Source organism: Noviherbaspirillum sp. (assembly GCF_036846085.1).
Taxonomy (GTDB): Bacteria; Pseudomonadota; Gammaproteobacteria; order Burkholderiales; family Burkholderiaceae_D; genus Noviherbaspirillum.
The window spans coordinates 1-19,691 of record NZ_DAIUCO010000076.1 but is presented as its reverse complement, the minus strand read 5'-3'; the positions used below and the strand labels follow the sequence as shown (position 1 = coordinate 19,691).

Genomic DNA, 19,691 nt, shown 5'->3' with positions numbered 1-19,691 from the left:
TTCAATATCTATCCGAGCGACATCGAAGCGGTACTGCGCCAGCACCCGGACCTGGACGACGTCTCGGTGGTCGGCATGCCGTCGGATAAATGGGGCGAGACGCCGGTGGCATTCGCGGTTGCCCGCGCCGGATCGGGCCTCGCGCCGGAATCCCTGATGGAGTGGGCGAATGCACGTCTCGGCAAGACGCAGCGGCTGGCCGCGGTACAGATGGTCGACAGCTTGCCGCGCAGCGCCATCGGCAAGGTGCTGAAGCGGGAGCTACGCGATTCCTTCAAGCCGAAGACGCCGATAGCATAAATCCGGCGAAAGGGGCTGCTTACCAGGCGGCCCCTGCCACATCCACCCGCAGGGACAGGATCTTGCCTGTGCGCTCGGCCAGGGACTTATCAGCGCGTCCGACCCGCCCGGTCACCATGTAGAGCGTCTTTCCGTCACTGCCGCCGAGCGCGCAGGCGATGGCCTGTTGCTCCGACGGGATGCGTGACGAAATCTTTCCGCCTTCATGCACCCGCAGAAATTCCGATGTCGTCGGAGAGGCAACCCAGATCGCTCCTTCCGCATCGAGGCAGATGCCGTCCGGGAATGCGTCGCCCAACTCTGCCCAGACGCGTCGGTTTGATAGGAAGCCGTCGTCCGCAATATCGAACGCGGTCAGCCGCTTGCCGAAGGTTTCGGCCACCACCAGGGTGCGCTCGTCCGGCGTGATCACGCAGCCATTGGGAAACAGAAGATTTTCCGCTGCAACCTGCGCTTTTCCATCAGGCGTCACCATGATCAGCACGGTCGGCCTCGGTGTTTCCTTCGCGACCAGGTCAAAGCCGAAATTGCCGATATACGCGCGTCCATGCCGGTCCACCACCATGTCGTTGCAGTGGAAGGGCGCGAGCCCGGCAAGATCGGCAACAAGGGTGAGCTTGTCGCCGTCCTGCCGCAGCAAGCGTCGGTCGGTCATCGATACGACCAGCAAGCGGCCATCGGGGAGCCAGCCGAGTCCTGACGGCTGGCCCGGCACCGTGGCGACGGTGCCCACCTTACCGTCGGCATCGATGCATTTCACCTCATGCGTGTAAAAGTCCGAGAACCAGAGCTTTCCCTCATGCCAGCGAGGCCCTTCGGCGAAGGCGAGTCCGTCGACCACCAGGGTTGGTTTGTCATTCGTGTCCATTGAATCATTCCAAAAAAAAGCCGGCTCGCGAGCCGGCTTGATGTACGGGAAAAGCGCCCGATTACTTCGCGGCTGCCAGGTTCTGCAGATTCACCGCCTTCACCTTGCCACCTTCGACGGTAGCGACGTAGGTATTCGCTGTCGATCCGCCGTTCTCGGTGACGCCGTTGATCTCGTTCGGATTATGCTCGGACGGCAGGCTCTTGAATGCCTTGTCCATCTGGGCACGGATCGCAGCCGGATCGGAAACGGTTTTCGCCAGCTTCATTGCCATCGCAGTTGCATGGACCGCAGTGTAGTTGAGCGATACCTCCGAGCTTGGATCCTTCTGATACGCTTTCTGGAACTTGTGCACGAACAGGCGCGAGCTTGGACGATTGTCTTCCACCAGCGGCAGCACGCCGATCGCACCCTCGATCGGCGCGTAGCCGCCAATCACCTTTGCCATCTCGTCCATCTTCGCCTGGTCGATGATGATGAAGCCGCCCTTGAACCCGAGTTCACGTGCCTGCTTGACCACCAGCGCGGTCGGCTCGGACGCGCCGCCGATGAACATGACGTCAGGATTGTTCTGCATCACACGGCTGACACCGCTGTAAAAGTCTGTCGCCTTGTTGTAGGACATTGGATTTTCCGCAACGACCTTGCCGCCAGCCTGTTCCCATGCCGGCTTGAACGCAGCGGTCCATGCCTTGGCGTAATCGTGGTCGGCGTTGGCGATCGCCACGTTCTTTCCGTACTTGGTCATCGCATGCTTGATGAACGGATTGATGTAGCCGGTGAACTCAGGCGGAATGCGGATCGACAACTGGTTACCGCGGGCAGTGACCTGCGGCAGGCTGGTGTAGGCCAGCAGCAGAACCTTCGACTTTTCATTAAACGCCTGCACGGCGAAAATGCCGCCGGAGTGCGGCACCAGGACGGCAGGGGTCTTGTGCTGCTGGATCAGACGCTGCACGTTCACGCCTGTCTGCGCCGGATTGTACTGGTCGTCCAGTGCGACGATTTCAAGCTTGTACTTCTTGCCGCCGACCTCGAAACCGCGTTCATTGATCTCCTTCGCGGCCATTTCCATGCCGGTCAGCACGTTCTTGCCGTACAGCGCGGCGCCGCCGCTCAGCGGACCGGAGTAACCGATCTTGACCACTTCCTGCGCGAATGCTGCGCCCGAAGCGACCATTCCAACGGCGATTGATGCGACGAGGTACTTCAGTTTGGTTTTCATTTGCATTCCAGTCTCCTGTAGGTATATGTAAAACAAAGTTCACATGGTGCGCATCCTGAACCGCGGTTCAGGCACCGATATAGGCTTTTCTCACTTCCTCGTTATTCAGCAATTCATCCCGGTTGCCTTCCATGACGATGCGTCCGCTCTCGATGACATAAGCGCGGTTCGCAATCTTCAACGCCGCGTAAGCGTTTTGTTCGGCCAACAGAACGGTGGTACCGGCCTTGTTGATGCGTTCGATCACATCGAATACCTGCTTGACGACCAGCGGCGCCAGTCCGAGGGATGGCTCGTCGAGCAGCAATGCCTTCGGGCGACCCATCAGCGCGCGTCCGATCGCCACCATCTGCTGCTGACCGCCGCTCAGCGAACCGGCAGGCAAATCTTTTTTCTCGTGCAGGATCGGGAAGAGGGCGAACACCTCTTCAAGCGACCGGCTGATGCCTTTTTTGTCGGCACGATGCACATAGGCGCCGAGTGTCAGGTTCTTCAGCACCGACATGCCGGGAAACAGCTTGCGGCCTTCCGGGCAATGCACCACGCCGTCATGCACGATCTGCGACGGCTTCATGCCGACCAGTTCCTTGTTGCGGAAGCGGATGCTGCCGTTGCCGGTTTTGTTCAGTCCGCTGACGGTGAGGAAAATCGAGCTCTTGCCGGCGCCGTTGGCACCGAGCAGCACGACCAGTTCGCCTTCCTTGGCATGGATACTGACGTTGTCGAGCGCGCGGAAACTGCCATAGTTCACCGTAACCTTGTCAAGCTGCAGCATGTTCACTCCCCAGATAGGCTTCGATCACGAAGGGGTTCGCGCGGATTTCGGCAGGCGTACCTTCGGCGATCTTCTCGCCATAGTTCAGGACCATGATCTTGTCGGCCAGGTTCATGATCATGTTCATCTTGTGTTCGATCAGGCAGACGGTGAGGCCGGTTTTCACCATCTTGCGGATCAGTTCCGCCAGGCCGATGGTTTCTTCCGGATTCACGCCGCCGGCCGGTTCATCCAGCAGGACGAGCGTCGGATCGGTGGACAGCGCGAGCGCAAAGGCGACACGCTTGCGTTCTTCCTGCGAGATATCGGCCGCGATCCGGTGGGAGATGTGCGACAGGCCCACGAAGTCGAGCGCGTCGCGTGCCTTCTCGCGGCAGATTTTTTCTTCGTCCTTCAGGCGCTTGGTTCCGAACAGCACATCCATCAACCCGGACTGGGTGCGCAACCGGTGGCCGACGATCAGGTTGTCGAGAACAGTCGCGCGGTCAAACAGATTGGTGGTCTGGAAGGTGCGCGAGATGCCCAGCTTGGCGACCTGGTCCGCACGCAGGTTGGTGACATCGTGATCATTGAAAATGATACGTCCGGACGTCGGCTTGTGTGCACCGCTGATCAGGTTGAAGAAAGTTGTCTTGCCGGCGCCGTTGGGGCCGATGATCGCATTGATCTTGCCTTTTTCAATCGTGGTCGATACATCGTTGACCGCGGTGAGGCCGCCGAATTTCTTGGTCAGGGATTCAATCTTAAGCATGGGAGCCTCCTTCCTGTTTCACGGCGCCGGTCACACGGCTTGCCTTGACCGGTGTCGGCATGGCAGCGGCGGAACGCGATGCGCTGCGTGCCTTCCAGCCGAGATAGGTGCCGACGATGCCGTTGGGCAGGAAGATGATGAGCAGGATGAGCAGGGGACCAAACACCAGGAAGCGGTAATCCTGCAGGAACTGCAGATACTGGGTAATCCACGGCATGGAGAGCGCACCGAGCAGCGGGCCAAAGAGGGTGCCGATGCCACCAACGAGCATGAACATCGTCATGTCGAACGCATGCTCGACGCCGGCAATGCCGGGCCCGATGAAGCGGACGGTGCCTGCATACAAGCCGCCTGCCATGCCGGCATAGAACACCGACAGCATGAACGACAGCACCTTGTTGCGCATCAGGTTGATGCCCAGCGCTTCCGCCAGGTCATCGCTGTTTCGGATCGCGACGAATGTGCGGCCGAGGAGCGAATTGACGATGCGATGCATCACCCACACGCTGATGACCAGGAAGAACAGCACCATGTAGTACTGCGCACGAGGCGTCTCGAAATCAATGCCGCCAATGGGCGGCGGCGCCGGAATGCCGATGATGCCGACTGTGCCATGCGTCAGGCTTTCCCATTTCTCGATCAGCAGGAACATGATGTAGCCGATGCAAAGCGTAAAAATGGAGAAGAAGTGTCCCTTCAGGCGCAGCGACACGATGCCGACGAAGAAGCCGATTACCGCGGCGACCACGCCGGAAAGCGCAAAGGCGATCCAGAACGGCACCTGGTAATCGACCGTCAGGATGCCGACGGTGTAGGCGCCGACCGCCATGAAGCCGGCGTGCGCAAGATTGAACTGACCGGTGTAGCCGGTAATCAGGTTCAGGCCGATGGTTCCGATGGCAAAGATATACGCCATCGACATGACGGTCAGGTGGTAGTCGTTGCCGACGAGGAAGGGAAATGCCAGGCCGAGCGCAATCAGAAGAAGCCAGCCGATTTTACTGTCGAGATATTTCATGCTTAGCGAACTCCCTTGGTGAACAAGCCTTCCGGACGGACCGAAAGAATCACGACGAGCAGCACAAAGGCGATGATGTCCTTGTAATCGGTCGAGATGTAGAACGCACCGAATGCTTCGGCGAAGCCGATGATCAAGCCGCCTACGATCGCACCCGGCACACTGCCCATGCCGCCCAGCACGATGATGACGAACGCCTTGGTGATGACGAGGTTGCCCATGGCCGGGTAGACGAGATTGATCGGCGCGTACAGGGTGGCGGCCACGGCGGCCAGCACGCCGGAGATGGCGAAGGTCAGCATGGCGACGCGGTTGGGATCGATGCCGACGAGCGCGGCGCCGTCACGGTTCTGCGCCATCGCGATGATGGTCGAACCCATCACGGTCTTCTTGAGAAAGAGGTGGAGTGCAACCATCAGGCCGAAGGCGGCGATGATGATCAGCAGGCGCTGTACAGGAAGGATCAGCCCGGAGAAATTCAGGATGCCGTTGTAAGGGGTCTGCAGCCGATGGAATTCGGCGCCCCAGATTGCCTGTGCGCCCGACTCGATGAAGAGCAGGAGGCCAATCGCCGCAATCATGTGGTGCAAGCCGGGCGAGTTCCGCAAGGGATGGAAGACCAGGCGCTCGGCGATGACCGCAATGATGGCGACGACCGCGGCGGAGCCGATCATTGCCAGCCAGTAATTCATGCCCAGCGAAGTCATCAAGAAGAAGGACGCATAGGCCCCGGCCATGTAAAACGCGCCGTGGGCGAAATTGGGTACGTGGAGGATGCCGTAGACCAATGTAAGGCCCAGTGCAACCAGGCTATACACCCCTCCCAATGTAAGTCCGTTCAGGACCTGTTGAAGTACAAGTTCCAAGTTGTCGTCTCCTGTGATTTGTCCGGTCCCTGACGGTCCGGTCTTTATTATTAGTGGCAGCCGAAGATGTCTTCATGCCAACCACGCAATGTGGGTGCGAAGTTAACGTATACCCCGATTCAGTGTCAACAAATATTGGAACCAAGTTCTGCTATGCAAAACTTGTTGGGTATTAGATTGCTCGAGCTCAAGGAAAGATATGATTAATTATTGCCTTCATGCAATAATCGAGCGCCGAGAGTTCTGGTTAGATCAGTCTAGTCCAAACGCGGGTTTTCACAGGAAGTTAGGGCGTTCAGGTAAAACGATTGTGAGATTGGCGATGATGTCAGGCACCAGTCTTGCGGTGTCGCTACGACGCCTGACCAGCTATATATCGTTTCCCATACCCTTCAGCAATCATCGGGTTGTCACGCCATTGCCGTAGTCTTCGTTGCAGTAGAAACGGGATTTATGAAAAGTCCTTCGCAGGAAACCATCGACGCGCTGCTTGCCAGGCAATCGCCATTGCTGGCTTTTCCAAAAGACGTCGAAAGCTACTTCCAGGAAAGGATCAGGGGGCAGCGCACGCGACACATCTGGAATACTTCATGGGCCGGTTCCTTCGTCTATCTTCTCTTCGCCCTGTGCGACTATGCGCTACTGCCGGACATCTACCTGCACCTGTGGCAATTCCGGTTTCTGGTCGCCTTTCCCGTATTTGCCGCCACCAGTTTCCTCTTCGGCTATATCGCCAATTATCATGTTCGCGAAGGCCTGGTTGCCGTAGTCGCATTCCTGATCGGTGCGACGACCGTGTGGCTGGTATTGCAAAGCAACGCCCCCCTGGCCGTGCAGGAGTTGGCGGGATTTTGCCTGTTTATCGTCTTCAGCAATGTCGTCGTCCGATTCCGGTTCGTCCTGGCGTCTGTCGTCTCAATGGCTTTCTTTGTTTACTTCGTGATCGTTTCTCTTGCAGCGACCCACATACCCATTGCATCGCATATCAACAATATTGTGCTGCTGTTTTCAGCGGCATCCGTCTCCCTGCTTGGAAACTACTGGCATGAGATGGAAGAGCGACGAAGCTTCCTTCTTGCCGAACGGGATGCGGCACGAAAGCAGGAACTGCAGCAGGCAAACGATACGCTCGAGAATCTCTCCTACCGCGATGGCCTGACCTCGTCGTATAACAAGCGCTATTTCGATCTGCGGTTTCCCCAACTGCTGGCATATGCGCAGGTCAACCGTACGCCCTTATGGGTGCTCTTCATTGATGTCGACCACTTCAAGGCGTTTAACGATAGCTATGGCCATATCGCCGGCGACCGCGCATTGGTCCGCGTCGCCGCAGTACTCAATGCAAATTTCCGGCGCCGCGACGAAATCATTGCGCGCACCGGTGGCGAAGAGTTCATCGGGCTGCTGCCCGGCCTATCGCAGGAGCAGGCTATCGAAACAGCGGAGAAGGTCCGGATGGCCATCTACGACCTCGGCATACCGCATGCCCAGTCCAGCACTGCCGATGTGGTCACGATCAGCATCGGCGTGGCAGGCCTCGACCCGGATATTACCCAGTACCCGCATCAATTCCTCGCCGCCGCAGATGCAGCCCTTTATCAGGCAAAGCAAGCCGGCCGCAATCGCGTAGTGATGGGAACTGGAATCGCTGTTACTACGGCATGACATTCCGCTATCGCCATACGGAAACCGGAAGCCGGATTTCATGCCATTCGGATAGGCAATAGCGTTGTAAAGAAGCGTATGCGTGATGCGGAAAAGCAATTCAGTGAAATGCAACGTGGCTCTGATGCTAGAATCCACTCTCTTTCAACCAAGGAGATTGCATGAACAAGACGGAACTCATCGACGCCATCGCAGCCGATTGCGACCTGTCAAAGGCAGTTGCACAACGCGCGCTCGAATCGATTGTTAACAACGTTGTCAAGGCGGTAGCCAATGGCGACACGGTACAACTGGTTGGTTTTGGTACTTTCGCCGCCGGCAAGCGTGCAGAGCGTACCGGCCGTAATCCACGTACCGGCGAAGAGATCAAAATCGCTGCGGCGAACACAGTGAAGTTCGCGGCAGGTAAAGCCTTCAAGGATGCGGTCAATAAATAAGAAGCTGTACCCGACATTCCAGGGACGACAGTAGCTGTCCCTTTTCCCTGCTCACAGCCGCAATCCCGCGCGCCGCCTGCAATTGTCGGCAGCACACCCGGGCTTGCCTGGAGCGGGGCAAATCTCTTCACACACCTTCATCTTCGCTTTTTCCCGTACGGCTTTGCTGCGGCAGAGAGTTAACCTGCGATCGCTTCCTACCTCACACTGCCTTCAGCAAGGACCTCGAAGCGGGAAACAGGAAACGCTTTTCCATCAGCGCCGGCATGTCGGCGGCCGGTACCGGCTTCGACACATAGTATCCCTGTACCTCGTTGCATGACAGCGCCTGAAGCACCCGCAATTGCTCCTCGGTCTCCACACCTTCCGCCACGACGCTCATGCCAAGCACGTGGGCCATGGACAGGATGGCCATGAAAAAGGCTTCGCCTTCCTTCCCGTTGCACACCTGGGCAGTGAACGCCTTATCGATCTTGAGTATATCGAGATCCAGTTTCTGAAGTTGCGATAGTGACGAATAGCCGGTCCCGAAATCATCCACCAGCAGCTTGATGCCAAGCCGGTCGATCGCGGCCAACTGCTCATTGACCACATGGCCATCGCCCATCATGCATGACTCGGTGATTTCGATTTCGATCAGGGAAGCATCGATGCCGTGCTCGGCCATGCTTGAGGCGAAGAGGGCGCTGACGTTCCCCTGGTTGAACTGACGCGGAGATACATTGATCGACACCGGTACCAGTGGCAGGCCGCTTGCCTTCCATTGCGCCAGCTGCGCGCAAGCCTTCCTGATCACCAGTTCTCCCAGTTTCACGATCATTCCAGTATCTTCCGCCACCGGGATGAATTCCAGCGGCGGGACCATGCCTCTTTCGGGATGCATCCACCGCACCAGCGCCTCCATGCTGCGCAATTCGCCGCTGAAGGTATCGACGCGCGGCTGGTAAAACAGGATGAATTCATCCCGTTCGATGGCGCCGCGCAATGCATGTTCGCGGTTGAGCCGGACCACGAGGGTTTCGGATAATTGCGGCTGGAAGAATTGATAGTGGGCTTTGCCGTTGGCCTTTGCAGCGTACATCGCTATGTCGGCGTGTTTAAGCAAGGTTTTCGCATCATCGCCGTCCTCCGGATAGAGGCTGATCCCGATCGATCCGTGAACGGTGTGGCTATTGCCATCGGCGAGCGGAAACGGCTCGCTCAATGTCTTTACAATTCGTTCGGCTACGCGGCAGACATCGTCACTGCCCTCGACCTGCTCAATGATCACGGTGAATTCGTCACCTCCCAGGCGTGCGACACTGTCGCCCGGACGAATGACCGACCGCAGTCGCAGCGCCGCGGCTTGCAGCAGTTCATCGCCGGAGGCATGGCCCAGCGTATCGTTGATATTCTTGAAGTCATCGAGATCGACGAACAGCAACGCCACCTTCTTGCGATTGTGTTTCGCGCGTTCGAGCGCACCGGGCAAGAATTCGGTCAGCCAATGGCGATTGGGAAGGTCCGTCAACACATCGGTATTCGCGAGTTTTGCCAGGGCCTGTTCATGTGCCTTGGTGTCGGACACGTCGCGGAGCGTTATTGCAAGCGTATCGCCGGCTCGCACCAGCTTTCTGTGCATCCACGTGCCCTGCAAAGGACTGCCGGGCGATATCCGATATTCGCCTTCGTAGAATCCGGTCCGCATCACTTCCGTAAAAAATTCAAACGTCTCCTGCGCTTGCTCACCATTGAACAGCTTCCAGAACCGCAACCCGATCATGTCGGCGCGCGTGAGGCCGGCAATGCTGGCGCCACGTTCGTTGCAATCCTCAAGCAAAAAATCGACGATCTTTCCATCACGATCATGGATTGCGCGCACCATGTAAAAACCTTCACGCGCTTCATCGGTCGCCATGCGGTACGCTTTCCTCACCTCATCGGCCTGTTGCTTTCGCCATGCAAGCCGCAAGGAAAAATACATTCCGGTCAGCGCAAAAGCGACGAGACAGATGGTGCCGAGAACTGCGATATTGCGATAGTTGCCCTGGGTTTGACGATAGGACTGGAACATGGCCTCTTCGGATAGCCCGATAAAGGCCGTTACGGGATACTGCGCGACCGTCTGCCGGACGACCATTCTGGGAAGCCTGTCGTCGAAATGCGCGCCCGGCAAAGGCATTATCCGGGCACTGCTTGCCACCGGAGGCAGGACGTTATTCAGGCCTTTGTCCCTCGACATGATCGCCACGCCACCCTTGAAAGCGAGGAGGGCGCCGTTGGCGTCCGTAACGCCATGGAAATCGCCTCTGCTTAGCAGCGACTCGTTGTGAAAAGAGGCGAGATACTCGGGATCCGCCGATACCACCACGATGCCGTCAAATTCTCCGTCAGCCGTATCCAGCCGACGGGAAAAGCGTACGCGCATCTTGTCAGGGTCCAGTCCTGGAGACGGCGGATTGATCAGCAATTGTGGCGATGGGTCGTTCCTGTGGCGCCGGAAAAAATCCTTTCCCGTCAACGCCGGGTCGTCCTTCACCATGGTTTGGGTGCTCGTCAGCGTTGCGCCGCTACGGTCGACGATCGCTACCTGCAGCATCGAAGAAGCCGGATAGAGACCGAACCGGCGCTGATCCTCCAATTCCAGATTGCCGCCAGTTTTTTGCCAGTAGTACTTCAGATTCAGCGTGATCTGATCGATCTGCGCGATGGTGCGAGCCAATTCATCGGTGTAGGCGTGTGAAAGGGACGTGGCATGGTGCAGTGCGCGTTCCCTGATGGCCAGCCGGTCGCTGTCGATCTTGGATAGCGTAATGCCCCATAGCAGACCGCAGAGCAATATGCCCAACGACACCCATATGAGGATTGCGCGAGTCTGTTCGCGAAGGAAAGCAAGTTTCCGGAATTCCCGTTCATGGGGTTTGACGGGGGGTATGTTCGCCATCGTGCATGTTCCGGTTGTCCGGCTTTGGTTAGCAGGGGCAAATCATCCTGGCTCGACGCGCCGGCGGGCGACTACGAGCTTACAAAAGATTACCATATGGAAATATCGAAATGGCAGCTCTGTTGCAATGCGTTAACCTAAATTTGCTCGAGCGGTTCGGCCTTGCGTATAGGTCATCGAAGCAGGGGCGTAAACCGTCCATGGAATGTTGTTACACTCGACCTGCATTTGCGTCTGTTTCCACAGGCTTTTGATTGATTGCATCAATACCAATAAAAAATATCCATGATCACCGTCCATCACCTGAATCACTCCCGATCGCAGCGCATTCTCTGGTTGCTTGAAGAGCTCGACATCCCGTACGAAATCCGGCGTTATGAACGAGACCGTACGACCATGCTGGCGCCAGCGTCGCTGCGGGAGATTCATCCATTGGGTAAATCTCCGGTCATCGTCGATGGTGGCCTTACTCTTGCCGAGTCGGGTGCGATTATCGAATACCTGGTTCAACAATATGGACAGGAAACGATGGCGCCGCCTGCCGGCACACCCGAGCGGATGCGATACACCTACTGGCTGCACTATGCGGAGGGGTCCGCAATGCCTCCCTTGCTGTTGAAACTGGTTTTCGATCGTATCGAGAAGGGACCGATGCCGTTTCTCGTCCGGCCTGTGGCAGCGGCGATCGCGCGTCGTGCGAAATCCTCGTTTATCCAGCCCCAGATCGAACGGCACCTGGACTACCTGGAACAGGAATTGGCCCATTCGGACTGGTTTGCCGGAAACCGGTTCTCGGCCGCGGATATCCAGATGAGCTTTCCGCTCGAGGCCGCCGCGGCACGGGCCGGGCTGGGCAAAAGCCGCCCCCGACTGATGGAATTCCTGAAGCGTATCCACGATCGTCCCGCCTACAAGCGCGCACTCGAGCGCGGAGGCGAATACGAACTGCTGGGCTAGGAAGCGACCGATCAGCGGCGGACAGCCGCTGTCGCTTTGTCAGACTTGGGCCGGCTTTTCACCGCTTCCTTATGAAACGCGCGAAGCTGGGCGCGCACTTCAGCCTGTCCGCTTTCGATGACGAAGTCCTGAAACGCCGCCGCAACAATCGGCACCGGCTTGTCGATAAGGTGCATCACGTACCAATCCGCTTCGATCGGGTTGCCTTGCATCGGCAACATGCGGACCAGCCCGGCTTCGACTTCCAGCATGCAGGCATGCATGGAAAGGAAAGCTACGCCCAGGCCGGCTACCACCATGCGTTTGATTGCCTCGTTGCTCGATAACTCCGATCCGATGCGAAGCGGGTAACCGGCTTCCTTGAACAGGCGCTCGACGGCCGTCCGTGTTCCTGAGCCGCGCTCACGCACCAGAAGATTGGTTTCCATGATGTCGGCCAGCGTAATTCGCTTGCGATTCATCAAAGGATGATCCGGACTTGCCACGAACGCCATCGGATGCCGCGCAAAACGCGACGCGTTCGTGCGCAGTTCATGCGGGGGCGTTCCCATGATGGCGAGGTCCACTTCATGCTTGGCCAGCATGTTGACGATCTCGTTTCGGTTGCCGACCTTCAGCTTGATCCGCACATCCGGACGCTCGGTCGTGAACTTGACCAGCATCGGCGGCAGGATGTATTCAGCCGTGGTAATGGCGCCGATGCGCAGCGTGCCGCTGATCACGCCCTTCAATGCGGCGACCTCGTCGGCGGCTTCCTCCCAGAGGCCGAGTATCCGTTCTGCAAAACTGACCATGACCTCGCCGGCGGCTGTTAGTTGAATGCCGCGCCCGACACGCCTTGTCAACGGTGTTCCCGCCGCTTCCTCCAGCATTCGAAGTTGCAGCGACACCGCCGGCTGGGTCACATGCAAGGCATCCGCGGCCCTTGAAACGCTTTCATGCCGCGCGACCAGTAACAGCGCCTGCAATTGCTTGAAGCTCGCGTGATACATAAGTAAAACCTTATCGATATGGCAGAAAAATTAATTTTTCTTTTGTGTTTGTTGCGCTTATATTAACAGCGAACATGCCGGAACAGCAGTACATTTGCCGGCGCACCAGCTTTATGTCATTCGGAGGTTTTCTATGCAAACCATAGTTATCGCAGGCGGCGGAGCAGGTGGCCTGGAACTGGCGACACGCCTTGGCGACCGGCTCGGCCGTCGGCGTCGTGCTCGCATCGTGTTGATCGATCGATCGCCGACGCATGTCTGGAAGCCGCTGCTGCATGAGGTGGCCTCGGGCAAGCTCGATCCGCAAGTGCATCAAGTGGAGTACTCGGCCCAGGCGGCGCATCACCATTTCGAGTTCGTGCATGGAGAGGTGATGTCGGTCGACCGTACGGCACAGGCCATCGATATCGGCGCCTGTCATGGCGGCGACGGATCGGAACACCAACCGGGCCGCAAGCTGCACTACGACAAGCTGGTGTTGGCCTTCGGTGCGGTAACCAATTTCTTCGGCATCGCGGGGGCGGCCGAGCATTCGATGACGCTCGATTCGGTTGATCAGGCGGAGCAATTTCGCCAGCGACTCGTTGCGCTCTGTGTCCAGAAGGGCATACGGCGCGAGACCGGCATCGAGCCCGATGCCAAGGTCAACGTCGTCATCGTCGGCGCCGGGGCGACCGGCGTGGAGCTTGCCGCCGAGCTTCATCACACAGCCCATGCACTCGCGAAATACAACATCCATGCGCTCGACCCTGCGCGAGACGTACGGATTCGTATCGTTGAACGCGGCGATCGCATCCTTCCGCAGCTGGATGCGAAACTCGCGCGAAACGCAGAGCAATACCTGCGGTCGCTCGGTATTGAAGTCTGTACCGCAAGCGGTGTGGCAAAGGTTACTTCAGATGCGGTGCATGACGAAGCGGGCAACGTTCATGCGTCGGATATCACGCTATGGGCGGCAGGTGTCGAAGGGCCGCAGGTCTGCGCTACCCTTGGACTTCGCCTCAACCGGCTCAGGCAGGTCCTGGTCGGGCCAAGCCTTCAAACCGTCGACGATCCAAAGGTATTCGCCATCGGGGATTGTTCCAGCCATGTTTGTTCCGTGAACGGAACCGTCATTCCGCCACGGGCGCAGGCCGCACATCAACAGGCCGTGTTTCTCGCGACGGTGCTGGGGGAGTCGGACGAAAAGTGTCTCCCGCATTTTCAATACCGGGACTACGGTTCGCTGGTGTCTCTCGGACCCTTCGTGGCGGTCGGTGTATTAATCGGGAGACTGGGGAAGTTCGGCAGCAGGGGAGTGGTCGTCGATGGCATGCTCGCCCGGGTGCTGTACCGGCTGATGTACAGGAAGCATGTGCTTGTGTTGCATGGATTCGTGAGCATGGTGGCGCAAACTCTGTCGCATTGGCTGCGCGGCCGACTGGCGCCGCCGGTGAAATTGCATTGAAGTTCGCTGAATGAAGAGCGATCAAGGTTCCCAGCGGGGATGATCGGAACCAACGAGAAAGAGGCAGGTATCCTGCCTCTTTCGCTATTCGGTTCGCACTTACAGATGCATGCTTACTTTGTGGTCGACATTGCCTTCTCGGTTTTTGCTTCGGCCTTATCCGCTTTGGCATCGGCTTTTGCTTCTGCCTTGTCAGCCTTGGCTTCGGCTTTCTGCTTGCTCGCCTTGGCATCCGCTTTCGCTTTCTGCTTATCTGCCTTCGCATCGGCCTTGGCCGCTTTTTCATCTGCCTTCGCAGCGTCCTTGCTAGCCTTCGTGTCCGATTCGTGCATCTTGCTGTCGCCCTTATGGGTACCGGTTGCTGGCGACGCGCTGTGTCCGGCGGCGAAAGCAGAAGCGGCAAAAACGCTGGCAATCAGTGCGGCAACTAATTTATTCATGATGGAACCTTTCAAGTTGAGGTTGACAAACATTTGTGACTAGCACGAGTCTAGAACGGGTGCAATGTGTGACGGTTGACAGCCATCACGGTACCAGCCGTAGTATTGAGTAACAATTTGCAACCATCGGCATTGCCGTGCGTCATGAATGTTTTTCAGCATGCCATCATAATGTCTCCATTTCTCCTACCGCCGAGTGTCCTGTATGAACTCTACTCCGAACGAACACCTCGGATTTTCCGCCGCCCGCCTTGATGTAATCACCGAGAAGATTCGCTCTGACATCGATGCCGGCCGGATTCCCGGCGCAGTGATGCTGATCGCGACATCCGATGCCGTTGTGTACGAAAAGGCACTCGGCATGCAGGTGCCTCAATCAGGCAGGCCGATGGCGCTTGATAGCATTTTCCGCATTTATTCGATGACCAAGCCGCTGGTGTCGGTCGCAATCATGACGCTGGTCGAGCAGGGCCATATCCTGCTCACGGACCCCATCGACAAGTACTTGCCTGAATTCCGCCGCATGAAGGTCGGTGTTGAAGTCGCAGAGGCAAATGGCGGTCGTTCGCTACAGATGACGGATGCGCGCCAGCCGATTTCCGTGCAGGATCTGCTCCGTCATACATCGGGCCTTACTTATGGCATCTTCGGCGAGTCACTCGTAAAAAGCGAATACCTGAAGGCAGGGGTCGGCACAGTCAAGGCAAGCAGTGCCGAATTCATCGAACGTATCGCCCGTCTGCCGCTTGCCTATCAGCCTGGCACCACGTGGGAATACAGCCATTCGACCGATGTGCTTGGCGTACTTCTGGAACGCGTCTGCGGTGCACCGCTGGATGCCGTGCTTGCCGAGCGTATTCTCGAACCGCTCGCAATGCATGAAACGGGTTTTCAGGTGCGACCCGAACACGCGCAGCGCATCGCTGAACCATTTGCCGTCGATCCCGTCACGGGCAATGCCGTCAAATTACTCGATCCGCTGCGACGGCCGAGTTTCCTGTCCGGCGGCGGCGGCATGATGTCCACCGTACATGATTATTTGCGGTTTGCCCGCTTGCTTTTGAATGAAGGGGAGCTGGACGGCAAGAGAGTCCTGTCGCGGGCCACATTGCGGTATATGGCCAGCGATCATCTTGCCCAATTGCCCGAGGCGCGCGCAGGCGCAAGTTTCCTTCCCGGACCGGGATACGGCTTTGGCTTGGGGTTCGGCGTGCGCATCACTCCCGGCGGTGCATTTATACCTGGTTCGGTCGGCGATTACACGTGGAGTGGTCTGGCCGGGACTTACTTCTGGATCGATCCGGTCGAGAAGATGCTGGCAATATTCCTGATGCAGGCGCCGGAGCAACGCAATCACTATCGGCAGCTTTTCCGCAACCTTGTCTACGGTGCGTTGAACTGACAAGGTCAAGGACAGAGGCACGCATTGCCGAATCAATGCGTGCCGTCTCTCTTACTCCTTCTTTTCGCCTGAGGCGGACGTTCCGGGCGCTTTGCCGCCTGTCGTATCGCTCAGGCCGCTGGGTGTGCCAGTCGATGTGCTGCTCCCGCCTGCGCCGCCTGTAGTCCCTCCCGTGGTCGCGTCGGCGGCACCTGCCGAACCCGCTGCACCCGCACCTCCACCTGAATTGGCGGGTGACTCTGCGGTGCCGGTCGCCGCTGCCGGAGGTGTCGGTGAACCCGCCGAACCGGTGTTTCCGGTGCTGGCCGCGCCCGGATCGCTGCTGGCTCCGCCATTTACCGTTCCGCTGCCGCCTGGTGTCGATGCCCCGGATCCGCCTGCGGTGGGCGCCCCGGTGCTGCCCGCGCTAGTCGAGCCTGTATTCGAATTCGCTTCCTGCTTGTTGCATGCGGCAAGAGAAAATGCTGCAAGCATGGCAGCGGCGATGATGGAGTGCTTCATTTCCTTCCTTTCGTCGTTTTGATTGAAAAAGTGCGCGTTCGGATGCGGCAACGATGCTTGTTCCTCCAGCGCGTTGGCTCGATTGAATAAGTGCTGCGATATCGCGGTGCATGTTGGTCAGGCCATCCAGGTGTACTGAACTTACTGAACGATTTCTACGTACCCTTCGAGAAAAGTTTTTTGGGTTGTATCCGGAAAGACGATCGTGACCTTGTCGCCTTGGATTTCAACTACCCGGCCTTCACCGAACTTGCTGACCCTGACTGCGCATCCCGCGTGGAAGGGTGATGCTTCGTGGCGTGCGGCCGGAATGTGTTGCTGATAGCGGGCAGGTACCGGGCTCAGTTCTTCCTCCGGAGGCTTCAGGCAATTGTCACAGTTGCCGCAATGCTCCCATTCAGCCTGTTCGCTGAAGTACTCAAGCAGCACCTTCCATCGGCAGAATCCTGTTTGGGCATAGAAGACCATTCGATCGAGTGCTTCGTGGTCCCGTTCGCTTTTCTTTTCATAGGTCGCAACCAGCACATCCAATGATTTGCCGGCAACTTTTTTACCGGTGAGACGATAGGAAAGCGTCGCATCCTGGGAAATAAAGCCGCCATCCCGCAGTAGTTTCAACGCCACATGCAATCTGCTTGCCGACAGCTGTTCCATTTCTGCTTCGAGCCGTGCAAAGGAGACGCCAGGCTCTTCTTTGTCCAATGCGGCGAGCGTCGAATAGACAGAGTCGACATCGCCAGCCGTGGGATATCGTCGTGCCAGAAAAAACTGCTGCACCCGTTTGTCCTTCAGGTAATGGAGAAGGATGCAATCCGCGGGCTCGCCGTCACGTCCTGCCCGACCGGATTCCTGGTAATAAGCTTCGAGATTCGCAGGAATCTGATGATGTATGACAAAGCGGATATCCGCTTTGTCTATGCCCATGCCAAACGCGTTGGTGGCAACCATCACGCGGCATTCCCCACGCATGAATAATTCCTGGTTGTGTGTTCTTTCCTTCGGCGGCATCTGTCCGTGGTACTTCGTGACGTCTTGCCCTGCGGCCAGCAATGCCGAGTGCAGTTCCTCCACCATCTTTACAGTCGCGGCATAAATGATGCCCGACCCCTCCGTCTCTCTGACGATTCGAAGGGTTTCATGCTGTTTCTGTAGTTCATCGGTCGCGGCAATCACCCGATAGCGTAAATTTTTCCGATAGATGCCGGTATTGATGACATGCATTTTTGGCCTCTTCAATTGGGCCATGATGTCGGCGATGACCTCGTCCGTGGCGGTTGCTGTCAGGGCAAGAACGGTAGGGCTGCCAAGTGCAGCAATAGCCGCATCGAGTTGCAGAAACGCGGGGCGGAAATCATGTCCCCATTGGGAAATGCAGTGGGCCTCATCGATGACGAACAGGTCGACCTTGGCCTGCTTGACCGACTCGAGAAACTCGGGATCGCAAAGACGTTCCGGGGTGGTAAAAATGAACTCGCTGTTCGCCTGCTCGATATCCTCCAGAGTGGCGCTTTCCTCCCGTGCGGTCAATGTGCTGTTTACTTCCGACGCAGCCACGCCGGCTTCTTCCAGCTTGCTGATCTGGTCTTTCATTAGTGAGATCAATGGCGACACGACGACGGTTGTACCCGGCATCTTGAGTGCTGGCAATTGGTAGCAAAGTGATTTCCCCGCGCCGGTGGGCATGATGGCCAAGGTATCCTTGCCCTGGAGAATGCTTTCAATGACTTCCTGCTGGCCTGGGCGTAAATGCGTTATGCCGAATGTATCCTCCAGTGTTTCTTCAAGAAGCCTTGCGTCTGCTTCGGGTATGCGATTGAACATGCTTGCGCCGGTTGCCGGCGCCGGAAATGATGCGCGGATATTGCGTCCTGGTGTCGTTGTGATTCTCGTAGGCATGAAATGTTTTGATGGATGCGGGTGCAATAAGGAATGCAGTATCCATGCCATATCAAGCCATGCAGGAAGCCTATTGACATCCGGAACCAGATGAAATCGCCGGGTGGCGAATTGTATTAACTTTCACTTTTCGACGGGAGCTGAGGTATAATTTCGCACCGTTGAAGTGTTAGCTAGTGGTGCAGTATTCGTCTGTCATTCCTCTCTTGCTTCAAAGGCTCTACCCGGGCATCAGCCCAATTCAACTGAAATAGGAAATGTAATGGCAACAGGTACTGTTAAATGGTTCAATGACTCCAAAGGTTTCGGCTTCATCACTCCGGACGAAGGCGGCGAGGATCTCTTCGCACACTTCTCCGCGATTCAATCCAATGGTTTCAAGTCTCTGAAAGAAAATCAGCGCGTTTCTTTCGAAGTGACAACCGGCCCGAAGGGCAAGCAGGCATCGAACATCCAGCCAATCAACTAAGTCATCCAGGCGCATTTGCCTGGACAGATAAGCGCAAGTGCTTATCGTTGTAGCTGCTAACGATGCAAAGAAAAGCTCCGGTTCCCCCCGGGGCTTTTTTTACGCCTTGTTTGATTGAAGCGAGAGGCGCGGTTTGAGCGCCGCTTTACAGCGGCTGGACAGATTCTTCACGGCGTCTTCCGCGTTATTTCCAGTAATCCGGATGTGCGTACGCGTGACGCAGAAAATCGACGAATGCCCGGATGCGAAGCGGTAAATGTCGCCGCTGCGCGAATACTGCATAGATATCGTTTCCCGGTGCAGCGAACTCATCCAGCACCGTGGTCAGACGTCCGGATTGAATATCGGTACTGACCTCCCACATGGAGCGCCAGGCAAGCCCTTTGCCGGACAGCGCCCAGTCGTGCAGCACGGCACCGTCATTGCATACCATATTGCCTCCCACCTTCAAGGTGACGTTCTTGCCGTTTTGGCGGAAGGTCCAACCTCGTTGACTGCCTTCGCTGCTGATGGCAAGGCAGTTATGGCGTGCGAGATCATCGAGCGATGCCGGTGTTCCGTGGCGTTTCAGGTATGCGGGAGACGCGACGACGACGCGCTTGTTGTCTGCCAGCTTTACGCCGATCAGGTTGGAGTCCGAGAGTGCGGCAATGCGGATCGCGACGTCGACGCCTTCGCCGATCAGATCGACCACGCGGTCATTGAGGTTCAATGTGACGCTGACGTCCCGGTGCTCGGAAAGAAAGGACGGTATGAGTG

General features: G+C 57.3%; 19 protein-coding genes. 8 read left to right on the top strand and 11 right to left on the bottom strand.

Annotated features, from left to right (window positions below; translation table 11 throughout):
- On the top strand, window positions 1-300 hold a 300-nt coding region (locus tag V7080_RS11020; RefSeq protein ID WP_442947213.1), incomplete at its 5' end, for an AMP-binding enzyme.
- A 19-nt stretch (window positions 301-319) separates the two neighbouring features.
- Here the strand turns inward: V7080_RS11020 and V7080_RS11015 are convergent.
- The 6 genes from V7080_RS11015 to V7080_RS10990 form a co-directional block, all read right to left on the bottom strand.
- Window positions 320-1,168 (bottom strand): SMP-30/gluconolactonase/LRE family protein, encoded by an 849-nt coding sequence (locus V7080_RS11015; RefSeq protein ID WP_334188444.1) that lies wholly within the window; start codon window positions 1,166-1,168, stop codon window positions 320-322.
- A gap of 61 nt (window positions 1,169-1,229) precedes the next feature.
- Window positions 1,230-2,399: an ABC transporter substrate-binding protein gene (locus V7080_RS11010; protein ID WP_334188443.1), complete on the bottom strand. Its 1,170-nt coding sequence runs from the start codon at window positions 2,397-2,399 to the stop codon at window positions 1,230-1,232.
- A 61-nt stretch (window positions 2,400-2,460) separates the two neighbouring features.
- Window positions 2,461-3,168 carry an ABC transporter ATP-binding protein gene (locus tag V7080_RS11005; protein WP_334188442.1) on the bottom strand — a complete coding sequence of 236 codons (708 nt, stop codon included), beginning with the start codon at window positions 3,166-3,168 and terminating at the stop codon, window positions 2,461-2,463.
- Window positions 3,155-3,919 carry an ABC transporter ATP-binding protein gene (locus V7080_RS11000; RefSeq protein WP_334188441.1) on the bottom strand — a complete coding sequence of 255 codons (765 nt, stop codon included), beginning with the start codon at window positions 3,917-3,919 and terminating at the stop codon, window positions 3,155-3,157. Before V7080_RS11000 ends, V7080_RS11005 begins: the two co-directional genes overlap by 14 nt.
- Entirely contained in the window at window positions 3,912-4,937 is a 1,026-nt protein-coding gene (locus tag V7080_RS10995) for a branched-chain amino acid ABC transporter permease (protein ID WP_334188440.1), read from the bottom strand. Before V7080_RS10995 ends, V7080_RS11000 begins: the two co-directional genes overlap by 8 nt.
- Window positions 4,938-4,939: 2 nt before the next feature.
- Window positions 4,940-5,803 (bottom strand): branched-chain amino acid ABC transporter permease, encoded by an 864-nt coding sequence (locus V7080_RS10990; RefSeq protein ID WP_334188439.1) that lies wholly within the window; start codon window positions 5,801-5,803, stop codon window positions 4,940-4,942.
- A gap of 453 nt (window positions 5,804-6,256) precedes the next feature.
- Between V7080_RS10990 and V7080_RS10985 the strand changes: the two genes are divergently transcribed.
- Both V7080_RS10985 and V7080_RS10980 read left to right on the top strand, forming a co-directional pair.
- Window positions 6,257-7,468, top strand: a complete 1,212-nt coding sequence (locus tag V7080_RS10985; protein WP_334188438.1) for a GGDEF domain-containing protein — start codon at window positions 6,257-6,259, stop codon at window positions 7,466-7,468.
- A 161-nt stretch (window positions 7,469-7,629) separates the two neighbouring features.
- Window positions 7,630-7,905, top strand: a complete 276-nt coding sequence (locus V7080_RS10980; protein WP_334188437.1) for an HU family DNA-binding protein — start codon at window positions 7,630-7,632, stop codon at window positions 7,903-7,905.
- A 202-nt stretch (window positions 7,906-8,107) separates the two neighbouring features.
- On the opposite strand, the gene V7080_RS10975 is transcribed toward V7080_RS10980, so the two are convergent.
- The gene (locus tag V7080_RS10975; protein WP_334188436.1) at window positions 8,108-10,828 is read right to left on the bottom strand and encodes a bifunctional diguanylate cyclase/phosphodiesterase; all 2,721 of its coding nucleotides are present in this window, start codon (window positions 10,826-10,828) and stop codon (window positions 8,108-8,110) included.
- Window positions 10,829-11,113: 285 nt separating this feature from the next.
- On the opposite strand from V7080_RS10975, the gene V7080_RS10970 reads away from it, so the two are divergent.
- On the top strand, window positions 11,114-11,785 hold the full coding sequence (locus tag V7080_RS10970; protein WP_334188435.1) for a glutathione S-transferase: 672 nt from the start codon (window positions 11,114-11,116) through the stop codon (window positions 11,783-11,785).
- Between the two features lie 11 nt (window positions 11,786-11,796).
- Here the strand turns inward: V7080_RS10970 and V7080_RS10965 are convergent, their stop codons facing one another.
- A complete protein-coding gene (locus V7080_RS10965; protein ID WP_334188434.1) occupies window positions 11,797-12,777 on the bottom strand; it encodes a LysR family transcriptional regulator in 981 nt (326 codons plus the stop codon).
- 133 nt (window positions 12,778-12,910) lie between these two features.
- On the opposite strand from V7080_RS10965, the gene V7080_RS10960 reads away from it, so the two are divergent.
- On the top strand, window positions 12,911-14,224 hold the full coding sequence (locus V7080_RS10960) for an NAD(P)/FAD-dependent oxidoreductase (RefSeq protein WP_334188433.1): 1,314 nt from the start codon (window positions 12,911-12,913) through the stop codon (window positions 14,222-14,224).
- A gap of 113 nt (window positions 14,225-14,337) precedes the next feature.
- On the opposite strand, the gene V7080_RS10955 is transcribed toward V7080_RS10960, so the two are convergent.
- On the bottom strand, window positions 14,338-14,697 hold the full coding sequence (locus V7080_RS10955) for a hypothetical protein (RefSeq protein WP_334188432.1): 360 nt from the start codon (window positions 14,695-14,697) through the stop codon (window positions 14,338-14,340).
- 172 nt (window positions 14,698-14,869) lie between these two features.
- Here V7080_RS10955 and V7080_RS10950 point away from each other — a divergent pair, with 172 nt between their 5' ends.
- Both V7080_RS10950 and V7080_RS10945 read left to right on the top strand, forming a co-directional pair.
- Complete coding sequence (locus tag V7080_RS10950) at window positions 14,870-16,066, top strand: serine hydrolase domain-containing protein (RefSeq protein WP_334188431.1); 1,197 nt, start codon at window positions 14,870-14,872, stop codon at window positions 16,064-16,066.
- Between the two features lie 91 nt (window positions 16,067-16,157).
- On the top strand, window positions 16,158-16,589 hold the full coding sequence (locus V7080_RS10945) for a hypothetical protein (RefSeq protein ID WP_334188430.1): 432 nt from the start codon (window positions 16,158-16,160) through the stop codon (window positions 16,587-16,589).
- A gap of 119 nt (window positions 16,590-16,708) precedes the next feature.
- On the opposite strand, the gene V7080_RS10940 is transcribed toward V7080_RS10945, so the two are convergent.
- Entirely contained in the window at window positions 16,709-18,463 is a 1,755-nt protein-coding gene (locus V7080_RS10940) for a RecQ family ATP-dependent DNA helicase (RefSeq protein ID WP_334188429.1), read from the bottom strand.
- Window positions 18,464-18,725: 262 nt separating this feature from the next.
- Between V7080_RS10940 and V7080_RS10935 the strand changes: the two genes are divergently transcribed.
- Window positions 18,726-18,932: a cold-shock protein gene (locus V7080_RS10935; RefSeq protein ID WP_334188428.1), complete on the top strand. Its 207-nt coding sequence runs from the start codon at window positions 18,726-18,728 to the stop codon at window positions 18,930-18,932.
- A gap of 184 nt (window positions 18,933-19,116) precedes the next feature.
- Here V7080_RS10935 and V7080_RS10930 read toward each other — a convergent pair.
- On the bottom strand, window positions 19,117-19,691 hold a 575-nt coding region (locus tag V7080_RS10930; protein WP_334188427.1), incomplete at its 5' end, for a substrate binding domain-containing protein.